Source organism: Streptomyces sp. NPDC001156, from assembly GCF_053598275.1.
The window spans coordinates 1-20,961 of record NZ_JBSFJX010000073.1 but is presented as its reverse complement, the minus strand read 5'-3'; the positions used below and the strand labels follow the sequence as shown (position 1 = coordinate 20,961).

Below are 20,961 nucleotides of genomic sequence, written 5' to 3'. Positions count from 1 at the left end.
CAGTCTGAAAGACAGCCATGGACATGCCCCCGCCGCCCACCCCGCGCACCGAGCCCACGGACGCGGACGTCGAGGCCATCAAGCAGCAGCTCGGGCGCTCCCCGCGCGGGCTGCGCGCGATCGCGCACCGGTGCCCGTGCGGGCAGCCCGACGTCGTGGAGACGGCGCCGCGCCTCCCCGACGGCACACCCTTCCCGACGACGTACTACCTGACGTGCCCGCGCGCCGCCTCCGCGATCGGCACGCTGGAGGCGAACGGCGTCATGAAGGAGATGACGGAGCGCCTGGCCGCCGATCCCGAACTGGCCGCCGCCTACCGCGCGGCGCACGAGGACTACATCGCCCGCCGTGACGCCATCGAGGTCCTGGAGGGCTTCCCGAGCGCCGGCGGCATGCCGGACCGGGTGAAGTGCCTGCACGTGCTCGTGGCGCACTCCCTGGTCGCGGGACCGGGCGTCAATCCGCTGGGCGACGAGGCGATCGCGATGCTGTCCGAGTGGTGGCGCAAGGGCTCGTGCGTGACGCCGGCGGGCGCGCCGTCCGGTGACGAGGGGGACGTGGACACGTCGGGCACCGGCTGGTTCGCCGCCAAGCCCGTCGAAGATGAGGAGGACGAGAAGTGACACGCGTCGCCGCCGTCGACTGCGGTACGAACTCCATCCGGCTCCTGGTCGCGGACGCGGACCCGGCCACCGGCGAACTCCGCGAACTGGACCGGCGGATGACCATCGTCCGGCTCGGACAGGGCGTGGACCGGACCGGCCGGCTCGCACCTGAGGCCCTCGAGCGCACCTTCGCCGCCTGCCGGGAGTACGCCGAGGTCATCAAGGAGTACGGCGCCGAGCGCGTCCGTTTCGTGGCCACGTCCGCTTCCCGGGACGCCGAGAACCGGGACGAGTTCGTCCAGGGCGTGCTGGGGATCCTCGGTGTCGAGCCCGAGGTGATCTCCGGCGACCAGGAGGCGGACTTCTCCTTCACCGGCGCGACCAAGGAACTCGTGGGCCGCGAGGACCTGGCCAAGCCCTTCCTGGTGGTGGACATCGGCGGCGGTTCCACGGAGTTCGTCGTCGGCGAGGAGCATGCGCGTGCCGCGCGGTCCGTCGACATCGGCTGCGTGCGGATGACGGAGCGTCACCTCGTGCGGGACGGCGCCGTCACCGACCCCCCGACGGAGGATCAGATCGCCGCCATATGGTCCGACATCGAGGCCGCGCTGGACCTGGTGGAGAAGACGGTGCCGCTCGTCGAGGCGCGGACACTCGTCGGACTCGCCGGTTCGGTCACCACCGTCGCGGCGATCGCCCTCGACCTGACGGAGTACGACTCCACGAGGATCCACCACTCCCGGATCTCCCGTGACCAGGTCCGGGAGATCACCGAGCGGCTGCTGAGGTCCACACATGCCGAGCGCGCGGCGATTCCCTCCATGCACCCGGGCCGCGTGGATGTGATCGGCGCCGGCGCCCTCGTACTGCTCGCGATCATGGAGCGGATCGGAGCGGCCGAGGTCGTGGTCAGCGAGCACGACATCCTTGATGGAATCGCCTGGTCCCTCGCATGACCGCGACCGCTCCGCCGTGCGGGGCGAAACAGGCGGCCGAAGGGTTCTGACGTGTGTTCAGGAGGGGTGCGCGACGACTCTTCCTACTCGCCGGTAGCCTCTTCTGAGCGAGTCCGGTAACGTATGAGCGCACCTGAGGGGGCTGCCGGGGCCCCTCGGCGAAATGCCGGCCAGAAACTTCGTGAAGTTCTTCACAAGGAAATCACCCCTGCTGGGCGGCGCTTTGGGTCCATGGGGCCATACGGGGGACCAATGGGCCCTTGCGGAGTGGTTTCGCGGGTGTCCCCGGGGGTGCGCAGAGGCCCGGTGACGGACCCCCGCAGAGACTCGCCGAAGGCCTTGACGGGCAGCTCACACGGCCTTGGCAACGGTCGGCCCTACACCGTGGTTCCGGGGTGGCGCCATGACCTCCATCACGCGAGCGGCGGAGTGTAGCAGACACCTCACATAAGCTTGTGAAGGGGCGCACGAGCGACCCCCTGGGGGCGGGTGGATACTCGATGCCATGAGCACCACGGAGCGTCCCAGGATCCTCGTAGTAGGCGGTGGGTACGTAGGCCTGTACGCAGCTCGTCGCATTCTCAAGAAGATGCGCTACGGCGAGGCGACCGTCACGGTTGTCGACCCGCGCTCGTACATGACCTACCAGCCCTTCCTCCCCGAAGCCGCCGCCGGCAGCATCTCCCCCCGGCACGTCGTCGTCCCGCTGCGACGCGTGCTGCCGAAGGCGGAGGTCCTCACCGGCCGGGTCACCACCATCGACCAGGACCGCAAGGTCGCCACGATCGCCCCGCTCGTCGGCGAGGCGTACGAGCTGCCCTTCGACTACCTCGTCATCGCGCTCGGCGCGGTCTCCCGCACCTTCCCGATCCCCGGCCTCGCCGAGCAGGGCATCGGCATGAAGGGCATCGAGGAGTCCATCGGCCTGCGCAACCACGTCCTCGAGCAGCTCGACAAGGCCGACTCCACGACCGACGAGGAGATCCGCCGCAAGGCGCTCACCTTTGTCTTCATCGGCGGTGGCTTCGCCGGCGCCGAGACCATCGGTGAGGTCGAGGACATGGCCCGCGACGCGGCCAAGTACTACCGGAACGTGTCCCGTGAGGACATGCGCTTCATCCTGGTCGACGCCGCCGACAAGATCCTGCCCGAGGTCGGTCCCAAGCTCGGCCAGTACGGCAAGCAGCACCTCGAGGGCCGCGGCGTGGAGGTCTACCTCTCCACCTCCATGGAGTCCTGCGTCGACGGCCACGTGGTGCTGAAGAACGGCCTCGAGGTCGACTCCAACACCATCGTGTGGACCGCAGGCGTCAAGCCGAACCCGGCGCTCGCCCGCTTCGGTCTGCCGCTCGGCCCGCGCGGTCACGTGGACACCGCGGCCACGCTCCAGGTGCAGGGCACGGACTACATCTGGGCTGCCGGCGACAACGCACAGGTGCCGGACCTCGTCGGCCGCAAGGCGGGCAACGAGAACGCCTGGTGCCCGCCGAACGCGCAGCACGCGCTGCGTCAGGCCAAGGTGCTCGGCGACAACGTGGTCTCCGGTATGCGGGGCTTCCCGCAGAAGGACTACAGCCACGCGAACAAGGGCGCGGTGGCGGGCCTCGGCCTCCACAAGGGCGTCGCGATGATCGTCATGGGCAAGATGAAGATCAAGCTCAAGGGCCGTCTCGCCTGGTACATGCACCGCGGCTACCACGGTCTGGCGATGCCGACCTGGAACCGGAAGATCCGGATCTTCGCGGACTGGACGCTCGGCATGTTCCTCAAGCGCGAGGTCGTCTCGCTCGGTGCGATCGAGTCGCCGCGCGAGGAGTTCTACGAGGCCGCCAAGCCGGCGCCGGTCGCCGCGGCGAGCAAGCCCGAGGAGAAGGCCAAGGCCTCCTGACCCCGGGTCACACGGCAACACCCGAAGGGGCCGCCCGCCATCCGTGGTGCGGGCGGCCCCTTCGGCGTCGCCGGAGCAGCCCCGTCCGTGACGGCGGTGCGCGGCCCATGAGACCGCGGCCGGACTGTGTCCGCGGCGGCGGCGACCGGCCGTGAGACCCGGTCGGCGGTGCCCGCGCCGTGCGCAGTCGGCGGCCGGAAGGGCCCCGGCACTTGGCCCACACGGGCATTTTGCCCAGCTGTAACGCCAACGGGGGACTGCTTTGCGGCCCCGCAAGTGTTTACGTGGTGTTGGACATTCCGGGATCCCCGTCACGGAGGTGTGCACCATGGCCGACGCCGCGCCGCGGTTGATGAGCCTCGTCGAACAGTTGCTGGGAGTTCCCGTTCCGGTGCGCATTCGCGCCTGGGACGGTTCGGAGGCCGGCCCGCCCGGGGCTCCGGCCCTCGTGGTGCGCAACCGCCGCGCTCTGCGCCGTCTGCTGTGGAAACCGGGAGAGCTGGGTCTGGCCCGGGCCTGGGTCGCCGGGGACCTGGGCATCGACGGCGATCTGTACACCGCCCTCGACCTCATGGCCGGCCTGATCTGGGACCGTGGGGAGGACGCCCGCTCCCTCGCCCGGGCCGTGCGCGACCCCGAGGTCCGCGCCGCCGCCGGCGGCCTCGCCAAGCTGGCCGGCTTCCTCCCGCCGCCCCCGCCGCCCCGCGAGGAGGTCCGCAGGGCCCGCGGCCATCTGCACACCCGGCGCAGCGACAAGCGAGCGATCAGCCACCACTACGACGTCGGGAACGACTTCTACGAGATCGTCCTCGGCCCGTCCATGGTGTACTCCTGCGCCTACTGGGCCGCGCCCGACGACACCCTCGAGGACGCCCAGCGCGACAAGCTGGAACTGGTCTGCCACAAGCTCGGTCTGAAGCCCGGTCAGCGTCTTCTCGACGTGGGCTGCGGCTGGGGTTCCATGGCCCTGCACGCCGCCCGCGAGTACGGGGTGAGCGTCGTCGGTGTCACCCTCTCCCAGGAGCAGGCCACGTACGCCCGTAAGCGGGTCGCCGACGAGGGCCTCACCGATCTCGTCGAGATCCGGGTCCAGGACTACCGCGATGTGGTCGACGGCCCGTACGACGCGATCTCCTCCATCGGGATGGCCGAACATGTGGGCGCGGAGCGGTATCTGGAGTACGCCAGCGACCTGTACGCCCTGCTGAAGCCCGGCGGGCGGCTGCTCAACCACCAGATCGCACGGCGGCCCCGACGGGACGAGTCCTCGTACTCCGTCGACGCGTTCATCGACGCGTACGTCTTCCCCGACGGCGAACTCGCCCCCATCGGCACCACGGTGACCCAGCTGGAGCGCGCCGGGTTCGAGGTCCGCGACGTGGAGTCCCTGCGCGCGCACTACGCCCTCACCCTGCGCCGCTGGGTCGCCAACCTGGAGGCCGAGTGGGCGCAGGCGCAGCGGCTGACCAGCCCCGGGCGCGCCCGCGTCTGGCGGCTGTACATGGCCGCGTCCGCACTCGCCTTCGAACGCAACCGCATCGGCGTCAACCAGGTGCTCGCGGTACGGACCCCGGAGTCGGGTGCCTCCGGGCTGCCGCTCCGTGCCCGCGCCTGGCAGGAGTGAGCTTCGCCTGTACAACGAAGGCCCCGTTCCGCCGAGGAACGGGGCCTTCGTCCGCTGCCGCTACTCCGACTTGATCGCCGTCAGCATGTTCAGGCGGGCCGCGCGCCGGGCCGGCCACAGTGCGGCCAGCACACCGACCGCTGCGGCGAGAAGGAGGAAGAGGGCCATCCGGGCCCAGGGCAGGACCAGTTCGTAGGTCGCCAGCTTGGTGCCGAGCAGTTCACCGGCCGCCCAGCCGAAGAACACGCCCAGACCGATGCCGAGCACACCGCCGAAGAGCGAGATGACCAGGGACTCCAGACGGACCATCCGCTTGATGCCCTTGCGGTCCAGGCCGATTGCGCGAAGCATCCCGATCTCCTGCGAGCGCTCGAAGACCGACATCGCCAGGGTGTTGATGACGCCGAGGACGGCGACGATCACGGCCATGGCCAGCAGGCCGTAGAGCATGTTCAACATCAGTGTGAACATCTGCCCGATCCTGTTGGAGATGTCCTTCTTGTCCATGATCCTGATGGCCGGATTGTCGCCGAGCGCCTTCACCAGCGTGTCCTTGGCCGAGGCGGTGGCCCCGCCGGACGTCTTGACCAGGACCTGCATGTCGGACGGCTCTGTCTGGTGCGGGGCGAGCGTCGCGGTGTCCAGCATGATGCCGCGCATCATCTCGGTGCTCTGGTAGACACCGGCGACCGTCAACTGCTGCTTCTTGCCGTCCTCGTACGACACCGTGAACCGGGAACCGGCCGTCCAGTGGTGGGACGTGGCGGTGTCGTGGTCGACGACGACCCGGGTGCCGCCGACCTCGAAGGTGCCGGCGTCGACCGTCAGCGCGGTCAGCTTGCCGATGGTGGCGCCGTCGACGCCGGTCAGGAACTCGGTCTTGCCGTTGATGCGCGAGGGCGCGTTGCGGAGCGGGCTGGTCGCGGTGACGCCGTCGGCCGACTTCAGCGTCTTCTCCACGTCGGGCGACAGGTCGTTGCCGTTCGCCATCGTCACCGCGTAGTCCGCCTTGAGCGCGGAGGACGCCATCTTGTCGATCGCGTTCTGCAGGCTGCCCGCCATCACCGTCAGGCCGGTGATCAGGGTGAGACCGATCATCAGGGCGGAGGCGGTGGCCGCCGTACGGCGCGGGTTGCGCACCGAGTTCTGCCGGGCCAGCTTCCCCGCGACCCCGAAGACCCGCAGCAGGGGGGCCGCGGCCGCGATCAGCGGGCGGGACAGCAGCGGGGTGAGGACGAAGACGCCGATGACGAGGATCGCCGCGCCGAGTCCCATCGGGGCCTGCCCGTCCGAGCTGTTCAGGGTGGTGGCGTACAGAACCGTGGCGCCGCCGGCCGAGGCGAACAGGGCGCCGAAGGTGTTGCGCAGGACCAGGGACCTGGTGGTCGCCTTGGCGTGGACGCTGCTCATCGCCGCGACCGGCGGGATCTTCGCGGCACGGCGCCCGGGCAGCCAGGCGGCGAGCATCGTGATCAGGATGCCGACGGCGAGGGCGGCGACGACGGTGCCCGGGCTGATGACGAGCGGGCCGTCCGGGACGCTGCCGCCGAGCCCGCCGACCAGCGAGCGCAGCCCCGCGCCGATGCCGACGCCGGCCACCAGACCCGTGACGGCCGCGACGGCGCCGACCACGAACGCCTCGATGAGCACGGAACGGGTGACCTGCCGGCGGGACGCACCGACCGCGCGCATCAGCGCGAGCTCCTTGGTGCGCTGGGCGACCAGCATGGTGAAGGTGTTGGCGATGATGAACGTGCCGACGAACAACGCGATGCCCGCGAAGACCAGCAGGGCGGTGCGCATGCTGCTCGTCGCCTGGGAGATCCGCTGGGCCTGGTCGTCGGCCAGCTGCTGGCCGGTGGTGGTGGATGCGGTGTTTTTGGGGATGATCTCGTCGAGCGCGTTGCGCAGCGCGATCTGGGTGGTGCCGGGGGCGGCCTTCACATCGATCTCGTCGTACGAGCCGTCCTTGTGGAACAGGTCCTGGGCGGTGGCCGTGTCGAAGAGGGCGAGGCTGCCGCCGGCGGCGACATTGCCGTCGTCGGTGGTGAAGATGCCGGTGATCCTCGGCGTCAGGACGGGTCCGTCGATCGACAGCCGTACGGTGTCGCCGACCTTGTACCCGGCGCGCCTGGCGGTCTCGGAGTCGATGAGGACCTCGTTCTGCCCCTTCGGGGCGTGCCCGCTGGCGATCGGATACCGGGGGTCCTCGGTCCCCCAGTAGTTCCCGCCCTGGGACTGGAAGCCGCCGCCGATGAGCTTGCCGTCCTTGTCGGCGATGGCGGTGAAGCCGCCGACGACACCGATGGCGGTGCCGGCGCCCGGCGCCTTGGCGGCCTTGTCGAGGAGGGCCTGCGTCAGCTTGGGCTCCTTGCCGAGCTTGTCGCCGGTGTCCGCGCGGCCCTCCGGCTGGATGGCCACGTCGACCTGGTCGAAGCCCTTGGCCGAGCTCTTCTGGTAGGCGTCCGAGATGGTGTTGGTGAACACCAGGGTGCCCGACACGAACGCCACGCCGAGCATCACGGCGAGCACGGTCATGAGCAGCCTGGCCTTGTGCGTGAGCACGTTGCGCAGGGCGGTACGGAACATTTCTCTCTGTCCAGGGCTGGAGTACGGATGGGGCCGGCGGGCCCGTCGGGCCTGTCCGGCGATGCGGGCGAGACCGCTCAGGGTGAGGGGGTTCTGGGGGCGGAGCGCCCAGGGCCGTGGCGCACGGGTCTCAGCTTGTGCGGCCCTTGGCGTCGAACCGCTTCATCCGGTCCAGCACCGCCTCCGCGCTCGGCTCGTACAGCTCGTCCACGATCCGCCCGTCCGCCAGGAAGATCACGCGGTCCGCGTACGCCGCCGCCACCGGGTCGTGGGTGACCATGACCACCGTCTGCCCCAACTCCCGTACGGAATTGCGCAGAAAGCCCAGCACCTCCGCGCCGGACCGCGAGTCCAGGTTTCCGGTGGGCTCGTCGCCGAAGATGATGTCCGGCTTGGACGCCAGCGCCCGCGCCACCGCGACGCGCTGCTGCTGACCGCCGGACAGTTGCGCCGGCCGGTGGCTCAGCCGCCCCGACAGGCCGACCATCTGGATCACGGTGTCCAGCCAGGCCTTGTCCGGCTTGCGGCCCGCGATGTCCATCGGCAGCGTGATGTTCTCCAGCGCGGTCAGCGTGGGCAGCAGGTTGAACGCCTGGAAGATGAAGCCGATCTTGTCCCGGCGCAACTTGGTGAGCTGCTTGTCCTTCAGCGCGCCCAGTTCGACGTCACCGATGCGGACCGAGCCGGACGAGAAGGAGTCGAGCCCGGCGACGCAGTGCATCAGCGTCGACTTGCCCGAACCGGAGGGGCCCATGATCGCTGTGAACTGCGCCTGCCGGAAGTCGACGGTGACCCGGTCCAGGGCGACCACCTGGGTCTCGTCCTGTCCGTAGACCTTCGACAGGTCCGTGGCCCGGGCGGCCAAGGTCGTGGTCCTGTCTGCGAGGGGGGTGCTGGTCACGGGAGGGTGCTCCTGTCGGGACGACGACGGTGATGAGGACGTGTTCCATCGTCGCGGCCGATCCGCGGCGTGTAGTCAGCCGCTGTTCCGGTTCCCGGGGCAGTCTCCAGTCGGACCGGCCGGTGCGCCGTCATACCTGGGGATGACGGGCGCCCCTGAGACGGCACCGCGCCGAAACCGGTTGCTCACGTCATGCGTGCCGCTGCCACCGCTGTCCTTCGGGGCGGTGAAATTCCGTCATTCCGCATGCACGGGCCGTGGTCGCCCGAAAGGCTATTGGCAAGTGCGGATGGCCCGTACCGAGTGCTGATGCACCCTCAGACATCAATAAAATAAGACAACATCGCACCGCCCGACCTCTGTTCGGGGGGTGCGTCCCGATAGGCTCGGAACGCTCGATGCGGCGCCCATGGCCTGCCCGGATGGTGGAATGCAGACACGGCGAGCTTAAACCTCGCTGCCCCTCGCGGGCGTACCGGTTCAAGTCCGGTTCCGGGCACCAACCGCACCTGCGGCGTGGGGGTGGGCCGCCCCTGAGGGTGGAGAGGCCGATCCCATCGTTCGCCGTTATGACCGACATCATCATGAGGCGCTTGCGGCCCAACTGAACCTGCCTCTGAGTGAACGTTTCTGCCCGATCTGCGGCCACCTCGCGATGCGCGACTACCGCCACGGGATAGTGCGGCCGAACCACTCCTTTATGGATCAACTACTTGTGGTGCGCGAACCGCCATGCATACTCGTCGTCCTTCCCCCGTTGAAAGAGGTGGTCCTCTGGCGGCCTCTCGCGCGTCGGACCGGTGGTGCGCCGACCGCGTCTCGCGCGGGGTCCGGCGCACCACCGGCCGACTGCTCACCGGTTCGCTGGAGCTTCTCCGACCCTGACCGGCGTCGGATGTGCGGCCGGTTCTGGGCGGGCCGCTAGGCCTTGCAGAACTTGGCGATCGCCGCGGCTGCGCCGGCGTTGAAGCCCTTCTCGTAGTTGGGGTCCACTGCGACCACGCCCTGCGGCGCCTGTGCCTTGCAGGTCGCCTTGGCGACGTTGAAGCCGTCCGTGAAGCCCTTGGCGAACTGCTGCTGGGCTTCCGACTGTTCGGCCTGGGCGACCGAGCCGCAGGAGAGCTTCGGTCCGTCCCCCTCCTGCATGGTCACGGGCCCTCCTGAGGCAGCGACCGTGAGCGTGCCATTGATGCCTCCGCCGGCCGAAGCCGTGAAGAAGACCGTAAGGCCGCCCTGCTTGACGCTGACGTCCGCCCCAGGTGTGAGCCCCTGTCCGATGATGTTGAACCGGTCGGGCTTCTGGGTGTCTTGTGTCACATGACATGTGGCCGATGGCGTCAGGGCATGGGCGGTGCCTGCCATCAGGGGCAGCGCGCCGAGTGCCAGTGAGGACACCGCGATGGGTGCCAGTGCGGCGAGGCGAAAGCGTCCGTTCAATGTTCTGCCTTCCCTTCAGGGCATACGGAACCACATGCAGGTTGGGAGGTTCGAACGCGCGAGACGGGCGCGAATGATGATGCGGCTCCACGCCTGTACGGCGCGGTCTCACCGCCCGGAGCTGTGAGGCCGGGAGAGTTCCCGGGCGGCCCCCTGCACATGGGCTCCGCATCCGATGACGGCCACTGCCCACCAGGCGGTGGCCTCGGTCGCGTCCATGCTCTCGCAGCCGTATCCCGCTCGCGACTTGAGAGGATACGGAGCGTAACGAGCCGCACGTCGGAGGCTTTTGGGGACCTCGTTCACCGGACATGCGCCATCCGCGGCGCGTGTGCGGTCCTGGCCGAGCGGGAAGCTTGCCGAGGAGGCCCCGCAGAAGCGGGAGTTCCGGCCGTCCGGCTCGTCCGGCGAGCCGCGGGGCAGGGGCCCGCGCGCACCGGCCTCTGTCGCGCCGCCCCGGTTGTGTGGGGCGGGACACCGTTGACAGCGAGCCTTTTGCGGTCGGACACTCGGCTTTCGTATGGCGAAGTAAGTTTCACTCAGCGAACGGCCCTGCGATCGCCGAACATTCCGGCTTCGGCTGGGCCCCGGGGCGGCCCGGGACAACGTACGAGCGCAAAGGGGCGTCGGGATGCGTACCACGGTCGGCATCATCGGAGCGGGACCCGCCGGGCTGTTGCTGGCGCGGCTGCTGCGCAACGCGGGCATCGACTCCGTCGTGCTGGAGGGCCGGGACCGCGCCTACGTCGAGCAGCGCCAGCGAGCCGGAATCCTGGAGCAGGGCACCGTGGACGTGCTGCGCGCGGCCGGGGCGGGCGAGCGCATGGACCGCGAGGGGCTGCGCCACGACGGGATCGAGTTGCGCTTCGCGCGCCGCCGCCACCGGATCGACTTCCCCGCCCTCACCGGCGGCAGCTCCGTGATGGTGTACGCCCAGACCGAGGTCTGCAAGGACCTCATCGCGCTCCAGCTCAAGGAGGGCGGACCGCTGTTGTTCGAGGCGGAGGCCCTCGCCGTCGAGGACGTGGCCACGGACCGGCCCCGGGTCCGCTACCGCAGCGAAGGCCGTGAGGACGTCCTGGAGTGCGACTACGTCGTCGGTTGCGACGGCTTCTGGGGCGTGTCCCGCAGGGCGGTTCCGGCCGGGCTGTCCCGTGTCTTCGAGCGCACCTACCCCTACGCCTGGCTCGGCGTCCTCGCGGATGTCGGGCCCTCGCACGACGAACTCGTCTACGCCCGCCACGAGCGCGGCTTCGCCTTGCTGAGCATGCGCTCCGCGTCCGTCTCCCGCCTCTATCTCCAGGTGCCGGCGGGCACGGACGCCGGGGAGTGGCCGGACGCGGAGATCTGGAACGAACTCGGGCGGCGCTTCGAGACCGCCGACGGCTGGACGCTCGCCCGGGGCCCCATCACTTCGAAGTCCGTCACCCCGATGCGCAGCTATGTGCACGAGCCCATGCGTCACGGACGGCTCTTCCTCGCCGGGGACGCCGCGCACATCGTGCCGCCCACCGGCGCCAAGGGACTCAACCTCGCGGTCGGGGACGTCGTCACCTTCGCCCGGGCGCTGACCCATGAGCGGGAGACCGGCTCGAGGGAGCGGCTCGACGCGTACTCCGAGACCTGTCTGCGCCGCGTCTGGCAGGCCGAGCGGTTCTCCTACGAGATGACGACGATGCTTCACCGCGCCCCGGAGGCCACGCCGTTCGACGAGCGCATCCAGCTGGCCCGTCTGGAACGGCTCACCGCCTCGCGGGCCGCCGAGACCGATCTTGCCGACGGTTACACAGGGTTCCCGCTGGAGTGAGCCGTCCGGGTGAGACCGGCACCCCGGTCTGACCCGTTCGGCAGAGAGCGGGTCCCCCGGTCGACCCGGTGCCGGCCGTCCGGCGGCCGGTGTCCGGCGGCCCGGTGGATCAGTGGCCGGTCTCGACTCTGTCCCAGGTTGGTCATGGATGAGATGGCGCCTCGCCGGGAATCAAGGGCACGCGTAGCGTGTTTCGCGCAACGACGAGGGAAAGATCCTCCTCAAGCATTAGGGTCAATCCTTTGCCCACCTATTACTCTTGAGCCAAGGCCACGCAGGGTGGCCATGGAGGAGTGAAATGAGGAGCAGCAACCCGGTCTTCTCGCGACGGGGGTTCAGCCGCGACAACGGCTACGCGGGCTTCAACACCGCGCCGCAGGCCGGGGGAGCCGCCGTCGGCACGCAGGGCAACCCGTACGCGCAAGGCAATCCGTACGCGGGCGGCAACCCCTACGCGCAGAACCCTTACGCTCAGCAGACCCAGTACGGCGCCCCGCCGCAGGCCCCGGCCACCACCGGCCGGATGACGATGGACGACGTCGTCACGCGTTCGGCGATGACCCTCGGCACGGTCGCGGTCGGCGCCGTCATCGCCTGGGCCGTGCTTCCGATCTCGTCCACCAGCTACGGCCTGGCGATCGGCTCCGCCCTCGTCGCGTTCGTCCTGGCGATGGTGCAGTCCTTCAAGCGCACCCCCACGCCCGCGCTGATCCTCGGGTATGCCGCCTTCGAGGGTGTCTTCCTCGGCGTGATCAGCAAGATGTACAACGCGCAATGGTCCGGCGCGCCCTTCCAGGCCGTTCTCGGCACGATGGCCGTCGCCGGCGCCACCCTGCTCGTCTACAAGGCGGGCTGGATCCGGGTCACCGCGCGGTACGCGCGGATCGGCATGGCCATCGCCATCGCCTTCATCCTGGTCATGGCGGTCAACCTGCTGCTGGTCGCCTTCGGGATCGCCCCCGACGGCGGGCTGCGCAGCACGGGCCCGCTCGGCGCGATCGTCGGGATCATCGCCATCCTGATCGGGGCGTTCTTCCTGACGCTCGACTTCAAGCAGATCGAGGACGGCATCGCCTACGGCGCGCCGCGCGAGGAGGCCTGGCTGGCCGCGTTCGGCCTGACCCTGACCCTCGTGTGGATCTACGTGGAGATGCTGCGACTGGTCGCGATCTTCAGCAGTAACGACTAGCGCTGCGCCGCACCGCGTCGAAGGGCCCGCGAACCACGGTTCGCGGGCCCTTCGACGTACGGATTTCCAGGGAGAACGCGTTCGCGGTGCGCGCTCAGAGCAGTTTGCGCGCGGCCCTCCTCAGGTCGTACTCGTGAATGATCGCCTTGGCGTGGCCGTATGCGAGATTGTGCTCGTGGCGAAGCCAACTGACCTTCTCCTCGAAGCAGAGAGAGGGGCCTTCGGCGACGGTGCGCAACCAGTCGGAGACTTCACGACCGGTGCAGTGGGGGATGCGGGCGAGCAGATTGCGATGGGTCTCCTCGGAGAAGACTTGGGACATCGGCGCCTCCGGACGCACTCGACGAAGCCGGTCCTTCAGGTCACCGTGCCTGAGTGTTCGCCTGTTGGCAACAGTCGTGCCACGACGCGTAGTCTCACGGCGTGCTTGATACGACGCCTTTGACCCGGGCCGTGGATCACTTCGCCGACCGTCTGCGGGCCGCCCCCCAGAGCCGCCTGCAGCGGAGTGCGGCGGCCGAAGCACTCGCTCTGGCCAGGGAGTTGGCGCGCCGCGCCCAGCTTCTCGAGGACCCCTCGGCCGAGCCGCGGGAGATGCCGGACGCGGGTATGTTCGCGGCCGCGGACCAGATCACCGTGGCCGGGCACGATCTCGCACTCGTCCTGAAAGACACGGCGGGACTCGGCGAGGCGGTGGCACTCGTGGAGGAGGCACAGAAACGCGCCGGGGTGTGACACCCCGGCGCACAGATCCGTCCCACGGGAACGGCATGACGCGATCCGTCCTTGCGGGGACGCCTCGCCGAGAGGACCCGGCGAGGCCGTCCGCGCCTACAGGGAGGCGATGACGCGGTCCGCGAGGACGTAGACGTTCTCTTCGCCGCACCCGAACGTCAGCGCGTACGCGCCCGACACGCCCGAGCCGCCGAGCAGGACCGGCGCCTCGCCGTCGATCAGGGCCGCGGCCAGGCGTTCCGCCGTCTCGCGGTGGCCCGGGGTCATGCACAGCGTCGTGCCGTCGGTGAAGACGTACACGTCGAGGGTGCCCAGCGGTCCGGGGCGGACGTCGGCGAGTTCGGTCCGGGCTTCGGCCAGCGCCTCGAGGCAGGCGACCGTACGCTCGTGGTCGTTCACCACGGGCGACGGTGACGGTACGAAGTCGGGGTGCGACGGGTGCCGACGGCGGGCGGCGGCCAGTTCGGGGGAGTCTCCCCCGGCGAACTCGCTGTCCTCGGCCGTGGGCTCGGTCACCGGCTCCAGGCTGTCGTGCTCCAGGCCCACGAAGTCCGACTGGCGGGGCAGGAACAGGTCGGTGTCGGGCAGCCCCAGCAGGGTGGGCGCGTCGGCGATGTCACGGGCTTCCTGGGCTGCCCAGAACGCGCGCGCCTCGGCCAGTTCCCGCTCCCGCTCGTCGGCGAGCGCCTCGGCGACCGCCGCCCGTATCTCCTCCGCGTCAGCGGTCGAGCGGGCTGCGGGCACGAATCCGCGTGCGTGCGCGCTACGGCTCTCGGCGAGCTGGGCGTGCAACGCCGCGACCTGTCGGCGCAGCGCCCGCACGCTGAGCAGGACGGCGACGCCCACGCCCGCGGTGGCGGCCGTGGCGAGCAGCAGAGCTATCGGCATGGCGCTCACTGACGTACTCCCGATTCAAAGTCGACCCTCGACTTCCTACATCAGCTTGAAGGGTGGACTATCCATCTGTCAGTGCGTAACGTCACGAAACGGACAGGCGCCCTGCCTGGGGGATGGCTGACGAAACAACTCTGACCTGCGTAAACCTCGTCCAGAGGGAGATAGGTCACATCCTGGGGGAGATTCGATCACAAAACGGCCCGAAGCCCTGAGGGAAACGGGACTCCGGGCCGTTGCGCGAGGGCGCGAGGCGGTCAGCTGAGGCGCTCGATGACCATCGCCATGCCCTGTCCGCCGCCGACGCACATCGTCTCCAGGCCGAACTGCTTGTCGTGCCACTGGAGCGAGTTGATCAGCGTGCCGGTGATACGGGCGCCGGTCATGCCGAAGGGGTGGCCGACCGCGATGGCGCCGCCGTTGACGTTCAGCTTGTCCAGCGGGATGCCGAGGTCGCGGTAGGAGGGGATCACCTGGGCGGCGAAGGCCTCGTTGATCTCGACGAGGTCGATGTCGTCGATGGTGAGGCCGGCGCGCTTGAGGGCCTGCTTGCTGGCCTCGACGGGGCCGTAGCCCATGATCTCGGGGGAGAGGCCGGAGACACCGGTGGAGACGATCCGCGCCAGCGGCGTGAGCCCCAGCTCCCGGGCCTTGGTGTCGCTCATGATGACCAGAGCGGCGGCGCCGTCGTTGAGCGGGCAGCAGTTGCCCGCGGTGACGCGGCCGTCGGGGCGGAAGACGGGCTTGAGCCCGGCCACGCCCTCCATGGTGACGCCGGGGCGCGGACCGTCGTCCTTGCTGACGACCGTGCCGTCCGGGAGGGTCACAGGGGTGATCTCGCGCTCCCAGAAGCCCTTCGCGATGGCCTGCTCGGCGAGGTTCTGCGAGCGGACGCCGAATTCGTCCATCTCCTCGCGGGTGACGCCCTTCAGCAGGGCGAGGTTCTCGGCGGTCTGACCCATCGCGATGTACGGGTCGGGCAGCAGACCGTCCTCGCGCGGGTCGTGCCACGCGTCGCTCCCGGACTTGGCGACGGCGGCGGTGCGGGACTCGGCCTCGGCGAAGAGGGGGTTGTGGGTGCCCGGGATGTCCGACGTGCCGTTGACGCTGCGGCTGACCATCTCGACGCCCGCGGAGATGAAGACGTCGCCCTCACCGGCCTTGATGGCGTGCAGGGCCATGCGGGAGGTCTGCAGGGAGGAGGAGCAGTACCGGGTGATGGTGCAGCCCGGGAGGTGGTCCATCCCCATCTGCACGGCGACGATACGGCCGAGGTTGTGGCCCTGCTCGCCGCCGGGGAGGCCGCAGCCGAGCATCAGGTCGTCGATGTCCTTGGGGTCCAGCGCGGGGACCTTGTCGAGGGCGGCCTGGATGATCGTGGCAGTGAGGTCGTCCGGGCGGAGGTCCTTCAGGGAGCCCTTGAAGGCGCGGCCGATGGGCGAGCGGGCGGTCGACACGATGACGGCTTCAGGCATCACGGCTCCATACGAGGGAAGGCAGGACTGTCGGGGAAGTTACCCGTACGTACGGTGGAGGTCACGAGCACGGGGGTGTGACTCCGGCCGCACTTTTCTAAGCGCTTGCTTTTTCCTTGGCGGCTTCAACGGTACCTCCGCGTGCCCGAGTCGAGAGGTACGGGCGTGCAGCCGGGGTCTTCGGAGCCGCTGCCCTGCGCGACTCTCCCCGAGCGGCTGTCCCCGGGCCACCGGCCGTGGGCCCGCCCCCGGACGAGCCGTGTCCGGAGGCGGGCCTGGGACCGGGGCGCGGCCCTCAGGACGTGGGTTCGGCGGCCGTGGCCGGGGTGTCCTCCGGGGCGGGGAGGTGGCGACGACGGCGGCGCTTGAGCAGGGCCCAGGGGCCCCGTGGGCCCGTCGGCATGGCGGCCGTGACCTCGGTGCCCGCCTCCGAGGCGGCCTCCGCGGCGGCGCGGGCCACCGGCAGGAAGCCCTCGCGACGGGACGCGTCCGGACGCTCCTCCTCGGCGGGCCAGAGGCCCAGGGCGGCGCAGACCGTCGGCAGGACCGCCATCGCGGCCGTGGCGTAACCCTCCGCCGAGGGGTGGTAGTTGTCCGGGCCGAAGAGCTCGCGGGGATTCGCCTCGAACTCGGGACCCAGCAGGTCGCCCAGGGACACCGTGCGACCGCCCTGTTCGACGACTCCGATGGTCTGGGCGGCCGCGAGTTGGCGGGAGGCGCGGCGGGCGAGCCAGCGCAGCGGTTGCTGCACCGGTTCGATCGTGCCGAGGTCGGGGCATGTGCCGACCACCACTTCTGCCCCGGCCGTGCGCAGCCGGCGTACGGCCGACGACAGGTGCCGCACCGAGCGGGTGGCCGGCATCCGGTGGGTGACGTCGTTCGCGCCGATCATGATCACGCAGATGTCCGGAACCTGGTCCTGGTCCTCCAGGGTCAGCGCGACCTGCCGGTCCAGGTCGTCGGACTGCGCTCCCGGGAGCGCGATGACGCGCAGGTCCACGGGGCGTTCCGCCACCGCCGCAAGACCGGAGGCCAGCAGAGCGCCCGGTGTCTGGCGGGAGCGGTGCACACCCTGTCCCGCGGCCGTGGAGTCGCCGAGCATCACCAGTCGCAGCGGCGGTTCGTCGAGGGCGGCGTAGCCTTCGCCCCTTCCGGTCCGGCGTGCGCGAGGGGAGTCCCAGCCGTACAGGCCGTTCGCACTCGGAGGGTGCGGGCTGTTGCCGTTGCCCACATGACGCTTGGCCATCTGCACCTCGGCCAGCAGCAGACCGACGGCGGCCGCACCGACCAAGCCGATTCCGCCACCGCCGTACGCCGCGCCCGCCGCGATGCGCCGGGCCACCCTCGCCCTAGACATGCTCGACATGCGTCGCCGCCACCTCCTCATAGCCGTACACAGTGCTTGCCCCGTACGCCCTGTCGTCCAATCTCAACCGGACGTGAACGCCCGGGACGGCCCGCTCCTGCGGACCGCCCGGTAGCCCTTACGCTGGCGGAACCACCACGACCACTTCTTTTGCAGCAACCGGAGACAACGGTGCAATTCCACGACTCGATGATCAGCCTGGTCGGCAACACCCCGCTGCTGAGGCTCAACCGCGTGACCGCCGGTATCCAGGCGACCGTGCTGGCCAAGGTCGAGTACTTCAACCCCGGCGGTTCCGTGAAGGACCGCATCGCCCTGCGCATGATCGAGGCGGCCGAGGAGAGCGGCGAGCTCAAGCCGGGAGGCACGATCGTCGAACCGACCAGCGGGAACACGGGCGTGGGTCTCGCGATCGTGGCCCAGCAGAAGGGCTACAAGTGCATCTTCGTGTGCCCCGACAAGGTCTCCACGGACAAGATCAACGTGCTGCGCGCGTACGGCGCCGAGGTGGTCGTGTGCCCGACCGCGGTGGCCCCGGAGCACCCGGACTCGTACTACAACGTCTCCGACCGGCTTGTCCGTGAGACGCCCGGCGCCTGGAAGCCGGACCAGTACTCCAACCCGAACAACCCGCTGTCGCACTATCACTCCACCGGCCCCGAGCTGTGGGAGCAGACGGAGGGGAAGATCACCCACTTCGTCGCCGGCGTCGGCACCGGCGGGACCATCTCCGGTACCGGGCGCTACCTGAAGGAGGCCAGCGGCGGCCGGGTCAAGGTCATCGGCGCCGACCCCGAGGGATCGGTGTACTCCGGCGGGTCCGGGCGGCCGTACCTGGTCGAGGGCGTGGGCGAGGACTTCTGGCCGACCGCGTACGACCCGGAGGTCCCGGACGAGATCGTCGCGGTGTCCGACAAGGACTCCTTCCAGATGACCCGGCGGCTGGCGAAGGAGGAGGGGCTGCTGGTCGGCGGCTCCTGCGGCATGGCCGTCGTGGGGGCGCTACGGGTCGCCGAGCGGCTCGGCCCCGACGACGTGGTGGTCGTCCTCCTGCCCGACAGCGGCCGCGGCTACCTCAGCAAGATCTTCAACGACGAGTGGATGGCCGACTACGGCTTCCTTGAGGACGCCGGCCCGAACGCCCGCGTCGGCGACGTGCTGAGCGACAAGGAGGGCGGTATCCCCACCCTCGTCCACATGCATCCGGACGAGACGGTGGGCCAGGCCATCGAGGTGCTGCGCGAGTACGGCGTCTCGCAGATGCCGATCGTCAAGCCCGGTGCCGGTCACCCGGACGTGATGGCCGCCGAGGTCGTGGGCTCCGTCGTCGAGCGCGAGCTGCTGGACGCGTTGTACACCAAGCGCGCCTCGCTCGACGACCCCCTGGAGAAGCACATGTCGGCGCCGCTGCCGCAGGTCGGTTCCGGCGAACCGGTCGGGGACCTGATGTCGGTGCTCGGTACGGCCGACGCCGCGATCGTCCTCGTCGAGGGCAAGCCGAGCGGCGTGGTGAGTCGGCAGGATCTGCTGGCGTTCCTCGCCAAGGGGGGAAAGCAGTAGCGAACGCCCGGTGAACCGGCCGTGTCGCCGGGGAACGTGCGGTGACGTGTGGGGACACGGGCCTTTCGGAAGTGGTACGAGCGCGTCACGTTCGCGCAGCACACACTTAACACGGGTCCGGCACATTGGTGGGTGTCGGCAGGCGGGAGCGGCTCCCCGCCACCGCCGGCGACGAAACGGCGCCAAGGACCTCCGGAGCGGCTCCCGGACCTCCATGGACGCCACGGACGCGCAAGCCCGGCCCTGACCCGGCCCGCGTCCTTCGCGGGGACCGCCGTCGTCCCGCCCCCCGGCAACGGGGGTGCGGCGGTCCCCGCGCATTTCTTTTTCAGTGCACAGGCGCATGCCGTTCCCGGTGGACGCGCGAATCTCCTTTCCGGCGCACGCGCGCGTCGCCTTCCCGGTGCAGACGCATCTCTTTCCCGGCGCACGTCAGCCGCGGTGGCCGTTGCCCGGCCACCGCGGCTGACGTGCGCTCCGCTGTGGGCGCAGACCGCGGGATCAGTTCTCCCAGTCGCCGTCCTCGCGCGACTTGCGGCGGCTGCCGAAGAGCCCGGGGGTGGTGCGGGCGGCCTGCACGGCGTTGACACCGACGATGCCCGCCCAGCTGATCAGCAGGCCAGGTAGATGGGCGGTACCCGCGCCGATCGCCGACAGCGGGATGGCCAGCACCAGCGACACGATGCCGAAGCCGAAGCGCTCGCCCCAGGAGTCCGTCGCCCGTGGTGACCGCGAGCCGCGCGCCACCACCATCTGCTGCTCGGCCAGCTGCCGCCGCACCTGGCGGTCGATCGCGGTGTCGATGCGCTGGTCGACCTTCTCCAGGAAGGAGTCGACCAGCGCCGTCTCGTACTCCTCGCCCAGTTCCCTGCGGGCCTGCAGGGTGGCGTTGAGTTCCTTCTTGAGGTCGGCGTCCCGCGCGTCCATTCCGCTCATGCGTCACACGTTAGGGAGCCGGACCCCGCTCCGCACTGGGGGTAGCCCCCCTTTTCCTGCTGGGGTCCGCCGGGCTCGGCCGGGACGCGACAGGGCGCGACGAATCGAATCAGGGTCTCTTGCCTGGCCTGCATATCGTCATGCAGAGTTCTAGGTGTCTGAATAGCTTGTCAATGGTCCGGCATGATCGCTGGTTGCTCATGGTCGGCAAGCGAGATCCGATGTCCGGATTGGTGGGTGTCCGCGGGTGATGTCGTCACGGATCGTGGACGGGGCGCTGAACAGCGCCCATGATGTCGTGGTCCTCGACGGATGCGGCATGGACGTCGCCGACGTCGTGCGCCTCGCCGACGCTTCCGCGCGGCCCGTCCCCGGCACCGACGCGATGAAGCGGGTGACGGAGTCCTGGGACGCCGCCCGGCGGATCGCGGCGACGGGACGTGTCTACGGCCGCTCGACAGGCGTGGGCGCGAACCGCACCGAGGACGTGCCGACGGACGCCGCCGCCGGACACGGACTGCGCCTGCTGCGCAGCCACGCGGGCGCGATCGGCGCGGAGCTGCCGACCCGTCAGGTCCGGGCGATGCTGGCCATACGGGCCAACCAGCTGCTCGCGGGCGGCGCCGGCCTGCGGCCCGGCGTGGTCACGGCGCTGTGCGAGGCCCTGGAGAGTGGGGCGTATCCGGTCGTCAACGAGTTCGGGTCGGTGGGGACCGGCGACATCGCGGCGCTGGCACAGGCGGGCCTCGCGCTCGCCGGCGAGCATGCATGGAGGGGTACGGGCGCGCCGGAGCCCCAGGCGTTGGACAACAACGACGCCCTCGCCTTCATCAGCAGCAACGCCCTCACCCTCGGCCAGGCCGCGCTCGCGCTGCACGAGCTGCGCGGGCTGATCGGCGCCACTCAGGTCGTCGCCGCGCTCTCGCTGCTCGCGGTGGACGGTTCGCACGAGGCGTACGCCGCACCCGTGCACGCCGCCCGGCCGCACCGGGGCTCCGC

At 70.1% G+C, this 20,961-nt stretch carries 17 protein-coding genes and 1 tRNA gene; 10 read left to right on the top strand and 8 right to left on the bottom strand.

The window, feature by feature from the left end; all coding sequences use genetic code 11:
• The first annotated feature begins 17 nt into the window (after nt 1-17).
• The 4 genes from ACWDA7_RS28520 (at nt 18) to ACWDA7_RS28505 (ending at nt 5,073) form a co-directional block, all read left to right on the top strand.
• Nucleotides 18-623, top strand: a complete 606-nt coding sequence (locus tag ACWDA7_RS28520; RefSeq protein ID WP_450607546.1) for a DUF501 domain-containing protein — start codon at nt 18-20, stop codon at nt 621-623.
• The gene (locus ACWDA7_RS28515) at nt 620-1,561 is read left to right on the top strand and encodes a Ppx/GppA phosphatase family protein (RefSeq protein ID WP_450607544.1); all 942 of its coding nucleotides are present in this window, start codon (nt 620-622) and stop codon (nt 1,559-1,561) included. The genes ACWDA7_RS28520 and ACWDA7_RS28515 overlap by 4 nt, the downstream gene beginning before the upstream one ends.
• Before the next feature lie 505 nt (nt 1,562-2,066).
• Nucleotides 2,067-3,449 carry an NAD(P)/FAD-dependent oxidoreductase gene (locus ACWDA7_RS28510; RefSeq protein ID WP_359406617.1) on the top strand — a complete coding sequence of 461 codons (1,383 nt, stop codon included), beginning with the start codon at nt 2,067-2,069 and terminating at the stop codon, nt 3,447-3,449.
• Nucleotides 3,450-3,777: 328 nt separating this feature from the next.
• Nucleotides 3,778-5,073 carry a class I SAM-dependent methyltransferase gene (locus tag ACWDA7_RS28505; RefSeq protein WP_450607542.1) on the top strand — a complete coding sequence of 432 codons (1,296 nt, stop codon included), beginning with the start codon at nt 3,778-3,780 and terminating at the stop codon, nt 5,071-5,073.
• A gap of 60 nt (nt 5,074-5,133) precedes the next feature.
• Here ACWDA7_RS28505 and ACWDA7_RS28500 read toward each other — a convergent pair whose 3' ends face one another.
• A complete protein-coding gene (locus ACWDA7_RS28500) occupies nt 5,134-7,662 on the bottom strand; it encodes an ABC transporter permease (protein WP_450607540.1) in 2,529 nt (842 codons plus the stop codon).
• A 130-nt stretch (nt 7,663-7,792) separates the two neighbouring features.
• Nucleotides 7,793-8,563 carry an ABC transporter ATP-binding protein gene (locus ACWDA7_RS28495; RefSeq protein WP_450607538.1) on the bottom strand — a complete coding sequence of 257 codons (771 nt, stop codon included), beginning with the start codon at nt 8,561-8,563 and terminating at the stop codon, nt 7,793-7,795.
• Nucleotides 8,564-8,979: 416 nt separating this feature from the next.
• Here ACWDA7_RS28495 and ACWDA7_RS28490 point away from each other — a divergent pair.
• Nucleotides 8,980-9,065, top strand: a tRNA-Leu gene (locus tag ACWDA7_RS28490).
• A 419-nt stretch (nt 9,066-9,484) separates the two neighbouring features.
• Here ACWDA7_RS28490 and ACWDA7_RS28485 read toward each other — a convergent pair.
• Nucleotides 9,485-10,000, bottom strand: a complete 516-nt coding sequence (locus ACWDA7_RS28485; protein WP_450607536.1) for a hypothetical protein — start codon at nt 9,998-10,000, stop codon at nt 9,485-9,487.
• A 631-nt stretch (nt 10,001-10,631) separates the two neighbouring features.
• Here ACWDA7_RS28485 and ACWDA7_RS28480 point away from each other — a divergent pair.
• Complete coding sequence (locus ACWDA7_RS28480; RefSeq protein WP_450607534.1) at nt 10,632-11,807, top strand: 4-hydroxybenzoate 3-monooxygenase; 1,176 nt, start codon at nt 10,632-10,634, stop codon at nt 11,805-11,807.
• A gap of 298 nt (nt 11,808-12,105) precedes the next feature.
• Nucleotides 12,106-12,996, top strand: a complete 891-nt coding sequence (locus tag ACWDA7_RS28475) for a Bax inhibitor-1/YccA family protein (protein ID WP_450607532.1) — start codon at nt 12,106-12,108, stop codon at nt 12,994-12,996.
• 94 nt (nt 12,997-13,090) lie between these two features.
• Here ACWDA7_RS28475 and ACWDA7_RS28470 read toward each other — a convergent pair whose 3' ends face one another.
• A complete protein-coding gene (locus ACWDA7_RS28470) occupies nt 13,091-13,318 on the bottom strand; it encodes a DUF4287 domain-containing protein (protein WP_359406596.1) in 228 nt (75 codons plus the stop codon).
• A gap of 101 nt (nt 13,319-13,419) precedes the next feature.
• On the opposite strand from ACWDA7_RS28470, the gene ACWDA7_RS28465 reads away from it, so the two are divergent.
• On the top strand, nt 13,420-13,731 hold the full coding sequence (locus ACWDA7_RS28465) for a hypothetical protein (RefSeq protein WP_359406593.1): 312 nt from the start codon (nt 13,420-13,422) through the stop codon (nt 13,729-13,731).
• Nucleotides 13,732-13,827: 96 nt separating this feature from the next.
• On the opposite strand, the gene ACWDA7_RS28460 is transcribed toward ACWDA7_RS28465, so the two are convergent.
• From ACWDA7_RS28460 to ACWDA7_RS28450, 3 genes are all read right to left on the bottom strand, one after another.
• The gene (locus tag ACWDA7_RS28460; RefSeq protein ID WP_359406674.1) at nt 13,828-14,619 is read right to left on the bottom strand and encodes a hypothetical protein; all 792 of its coding nucleotides are present in this window, start codon (nt 14,617-14,619) and stop codon (nt 13,828-13,830) included.
• Nucleotides 14,620-14,882: 263 nt separating this feature from the next.
• A complete protein-coding gene (locus ACWDA7_RS28455; RefSeq protein WP_359406590.1) occupies nt 14,883-16,100 on the bottom strand; it encodes an acetyl-CoA C-acetyltransferase in 1,218 nt (405 codons plus the stop codon).
• A 295-nt stretch (nt 16,101-16,395) separates the two neighbouring features.
• Complete coding sequence (locus tag ACWDA7_RS28450) at nt 16,396-17,466, bottom strand: SGNH/GDSL hydrolase family protein (RefSeq protein WP_450607529.1); 1,071 nt, start codon at nt 17,464-17,466, stop codon at nt 16,396-16,398.
• 171 nt (nt 17,467-17,637) lie between these two features.
• Here ACWDA7_RS28450 and ACWDA7_RS28445 point away from each other — a divergent pair, with 171 nt between their 5' ends.
• Nucleotides 17,638-19,026: a cystathionine beta-synthase gene (locus ACWDA7_RS28445; RefSeq protein WP_359411868.1), complete on the top strand. Its 1,389-nt coding sequence runs from the start codon at nt 17,638-17,640 to the stop codon at nt 19,024-19,026.
• Between the two features lie 501 nt (nt 19,027-19,527).
• Here ACWDA7_RS28445 and ACWDA7_RS28440 read toward each other — a convergent pair.
• Nucleotides 19,528-19,953, bottom strand: coding sequence for a hypothetical protein (locus tag ACWDA7_RS28440; RefSeq protein ID WP_450607582.1), 426 nt, complete (start codon nt 19,951-19,953; stop codon nt 19,528-19,530).
• Between the two features lie 259 nt (nt 19,954-20,212).
• On the opposite strand from ACWDA7_RS28440, the gene ACWDA7_RS28435 reads away from it, so the two are divergent.
• A partial coding sequence (locus ACWDA7_RS28435; RefSeq protein ID WP_450607526.1) for an aromatic amino acid lyase occupies nt 20,213-20,961 on the top strand: 749 nt, incomplete at its 3' end.

Excerpts from the sequence above, each read along its gene's own strand:
- ACWDA7_RS28470 (WP_359406596.1), bottom strand. The coding sequence starts at position 13,318 with ATGTCCCAAGTCTTCTCCGAGGAGACCCATCGCAATCTGCTCGCCCGC.
- ACWDA7_RS28520 (WP_450607546.1), top strand. The coding sequence starts at position 18 with ATGGACATGCCCCCGCCGCCCACCCCGCGCACCGAGCCCACGGACGCG.
- ACWDA7_RS28450 (WP_450607529.1), bottom strand. The coding sequence starts at position 17,466 with ATGTCGAGCATGTCTAGGGCGAGGGTGGCCCGGCGCATCGCGGCGGGC.
- ACWDA7_RS28500 (WP_450607540.1), bottom strand. The coding sequence starts at position 7,662 with ATGTTCCGTACCGCCCTGCGCAACGTGCTCACGCACAAGGCCAGGCTG.
- ACWDA7_RS28455 (WP_359406590.1), bottom strand. The coding sequence starts at position 16,100 with ATGCCTGAAGCCGTCATCGTGTCGACCGCCCGCTCGCCCATCGGCCGC.
- ACWDA7_RS28475 (WP_450607532.1), top strand. The coding sequence starts at position 12,106 with ATGAGGAGCAGCAACCCGGTCTTCTCGCGACGGGGGTTCAGCCGCGAC.
- ACWDA7_RS28480 (WP_450607534.1), top strand. The coding sequence starts at position 10,632 with ATGCGTACCACGGTCGGCATCATCGGAGCGGGACCCGCCGGGCTGTTG.
- ACWDA7_RS28440 (WP_450607582.1), bottom strand. The coding sequence starts at position 19,953 with ATGGACGCGCGGGACGCCGACCTCAAGAAGGAACTCAACGCCACCCTG.
- ACWDA7_RS28460 (WP_359406674.1), bottom strand. The coding sequence starts at position 14,619 with ATGCCGATAGCTCTGCTGCTCGCCACGGCCGCCACCGCGGGCGTGGGC.
- ACWDA7_RS28505 (WP_450607542.1), top strand. The coding sequence starts at position 3,778 with ATGGCCGACGCCGCGCCGCGGTTGATGAGCCTCGTCGAACAGTTGCTG.
- ACWDA7_RS28510 (WP_359406617.1), top strand. The coding sequence starts at position 2,067 with ATGAGCACCACGGAGCGTCCCAGGATCCTCGTAGTAGGCGGTGGGTAC.